Source organism: Desulfovibrio sp. 1188_IL3213, assembly GCF_036763145.1.
Classification (GTDB): domain Bacteria; phylum Desulfobacterota; class Desulfovibrionia; order Desulfovibrionales; family Desulfovibrionaceae; genus Desulfovibrio.
In genome coordinates, this window is record NZ_JBAIYR010000303.1 from 1 (window position 1) to 2,940 (window position 2,940).

Consider the following 2,940-nt stretch of genomic DNA (forward strand, 5'->3'; position numbering starts at 1 on the left):
GCCGTCTTTCATTTCTCCGGCCTGCTGCTGCACCTCGCGGATATTGTCAAGCAGCGCCGTAACCGAGGTCGAGCCGTCCTGCGCCTTGCCCCTGGCCTGATCGGCCGTGCCTGCCGCGTGGGAAGAGCTTTGGGCCACCTCAAGCATGGAGGCGTTCATCTGCTCCATGGCCGAAGCTGTTTCGCGCATGCGGTCGGCCTGGCGTGTGGTCCCGTCATTGGCGTTGTGAATAAGGCTGGAAAGATTGTCCGTGGTGGCGTTGAGCGTCTGCACCACGGTTTCAAGCCGGTTTGCGGCATACAGCATGCCCTCAACCTTGGCCTTTTCGGCTTCTTCCTTGGCGGCCTGGGCCTGAAGCATGAAGCCATGGGCCTCATCGCGCTCTTTTTGCGCCTCGGCTGCGGCCTTGCGCGTTTCGGCCCTGAAGTTGTCCAGATTGTCCGCCGTGGCGTTCAAAGCCCTGACCAGGGGAGTGATGGAAGACCGTTTGCTCATGTCGAGCCTGCGTGTAAGGCCGTCAGACCCCAGCTCGCCGGCAAAGGCAATGCACTCACGCATGACATCAAGGTCGCGGCTGGTGGAGGCAAAGCCCACGCCGTAAATAGCCAGCATGGAAACAGCCAGGATTATCCACATGGTGGTGCGGCTGTGGTCAAGCTGTTCCTGCATCTGCTGCATGGCGGCGTCAAAACGGGAGTTCATGGCCTTGTCAAACAGGCCGCCCTGATCGCGGTAGGCCATGGCGTAGGGGGTGACCATCTTGGCGTATTCTTTATAGGCCATGTAGCGTTGGTCAGCGGGAACAGACTGTAGCGGCAAAAGCACATCGCGGCCATTGGCGATAAAGTTGATGGCGGCCGTGCGGGCCTCATCAATAATCTTTTTTTCCTCTTTGCTGAAAGGCATGGCGGCAAGCTGCTGAAAGCGCTCTTCGTTGCGCTTGGCTATTTCACCCTGCTGTTTGATATCTTTTTCAATGTTGCCGCCCAGCATGGCATCACGGGTAAGGCGGCTCACATAGTTGATGTCCTTCCCGATTTCAAGGCTGGTGATCTTGCCCACCACATCCACATTCCGCATCTGTAAAAACGAGCGGTCAAGGGTGGATACGGCGTCAAGAGAAAAGGCGAACATGGCGGCAAGGGCCACAGCACCTATGGTGATCGTCAAAATAAACTTTCCGCGCAAAGAAAATGAATTCATAGTAACACTGCTTGGCTGAGAGTTGAACAGTTCTTTCCTGCATGCAATTATATATTCTCTGCATTACTGCAGTGGTCAAAGAAAGTCATACGGCGGCATGTCTCGGCCGTGAAGCTTCGCGAATTATCTGATCTCCCACGGAAACATATCGGCAAAATTTATGCAAGCTATAGGGCGCAATCAAAGAGATAATTTACCATAATTGTTATAAATATCACTTATGAAACACTCCTGTCCGCTACACCTTTATACCTGCAATTTCCATTTTTTCTGGCCGATTATAGCACAAACGAAGGACTCCGCCCTCGGTTTCCCGGCAGGCGGAGTCCTGTTTTCATGCGTTTTCATTCCGAACCGTCCCTGTGTCCGGCGGCAGCCGCCCGCCGCAAAGATGCAAGCGCAGCTTCAGCCGTTACGACAAAGGAAGTTACGGATGCTTCAGGAGTTGTAACGCGGGAAACTACGCTTGCAGACACCATGTGTAACGAGCGCTTTGTTTCCACACAACCACTGTCGCCATTCGTAAGGCTCGCAGGCTCGCCAACGCCTGCCGCGAAGACAGCGAGCTATTTACTTGCGCGGTTAAGCATCGAAGCGAGCGTGTCTTAAACTTTGAGAAAATACATTCTCAAAGTTAGTCTGCTCTAAAGGCTAAACTTGCTGTTGGCTTCACGCATCTTGCTTACGGACGCCACCAGCGCGTCCACGTTAAGGACCATTTCCATCATGCTGATCTGCTCTTCCCACTTGGCGGGATCGGCTTCGTCCTTAATTTCCGGTTCAAGAATGTGATACACGCAGAGTCCCAACGGGACTCCGGCCAAGGGTCCGGCGAAGGTGGGGTCGCCCATGGTGACGGTTTCGGCATATATTTCCGCCCCTTCAGGGTCGGAAGAGCCGAGAATCACCACAACGTTCTCGCCACCAAACTTCTCAGCCGCGTCCTTGACGCGCTGCTGATTTTCCAGATCCATGGCCCCTGCGGCCGTTCAGACAAAGCATTCGGTGGCGGAAAACAATATTTCCGCGCCCGAATTCGCAAAGACATCCGCCATGGCCGGGCCGGGTACGCCGTCCCTTTCACCAAGCAGCAGAAGCTTCTTGCCTGTTAGCTTACCCATTACATACTCCTTGAGATTATGGGCGTTGTGTCAATACGGGCCAATGCGGCGGCCCGTCATCCCCATCCAGGCGCCGGGCAGGCCGTAGCGGCCCGCCCTGACGCGAAACTGTTACAGCAGCTTGTCCGTCTCGGCCTTGATGGACTCAATGGACACGGCATCGCCATTCAGGCGGGCCACGCACTCGCCACCCTTGTAAAACAGGATGGTGGGCACGGCCATGACGCGCAGGCTGATGACCAGGCGGCGGTTTTCCGCCACATTGAGCTTGCAGAACTTGACCTTGCCTTCATAGGCTGCGGCCAGCTCTTCCACAGCGGGCATAAGGGCCAGGCAGGGACCGCACTGCGGGCCCCACAGGTCCACCACGCAGGGCATGGCGCTCTGCTGCACTTCGGCTTCAAAGTTTTCCTTGTCGACAATAATCATCATGCACCTCGCTTTGCTTGCGGCTGATTGAAACTTTATGGGTAAAGGCGGGCCGGGGCCCTCGTGAGAATTTTTGTGGAGGAACAGGGAAATGAACGAAAAAGACGCTGTGCTCAGAGAAAAGAGCTTGGATAGATGGCTTGATGAACGTGAAGTAAGTAAGTGGTAGTGTCCAGAATTTTTCGCA

The 2,940-nt window shown here is 55.1% G+C and carries 3 protein-coding genes and 1 pseudogene; all 4 read right to left on the minus strand.

Going from position 1 to position 2,940, the window contains the following annotated elements:
- Nucleotides 1-1,203 (minus strand): annotated as a pseudogene (locus V6C16_RS10610) (hypothetical protein); the annotation flags it as partial.
- A gap of 644 nt (nucleotides 1,204-1,847) precedes the next feature.
- The gene (grdA, locus tag V6C16_RS10615; protein WP_333535007.1) at nucleotides 1,848-2,324 is read right to left on the minus strand and encodes a glycine/sarcosine/betaine reductase complex selenoprotein A; all 477 of its coding nucleotides are present in this window, start codon (nucleotides 2,322-2,324) and stop codon (nucleotides 1,848-1,850) included.
- 111 nt (nucleotides 2,325-2,435) lie between these two features.
- Nucleotides 2,436-2,756 (minus strand): thioredoxin family protein, encoded by a 321-nt coding sequence (locus V6C16_RS10620; RefSeq protein ID WP_333535006.1) that lies wholly within the window; start codon nucleotides 2,754-2,756, stop codon nucleotides 2,436-2,438.
- Nucleotides 2,725-2,940: hypothetical protein (locus V6C16_RS10625; RefSeq protein WP_333543173.1), on the minus strand; the 216-nt coding region annotated here is incomplete at its 5' end. The genes V6C16_RS10625 and V6C16_RS10620, both read right to left, overlap by 32 nt.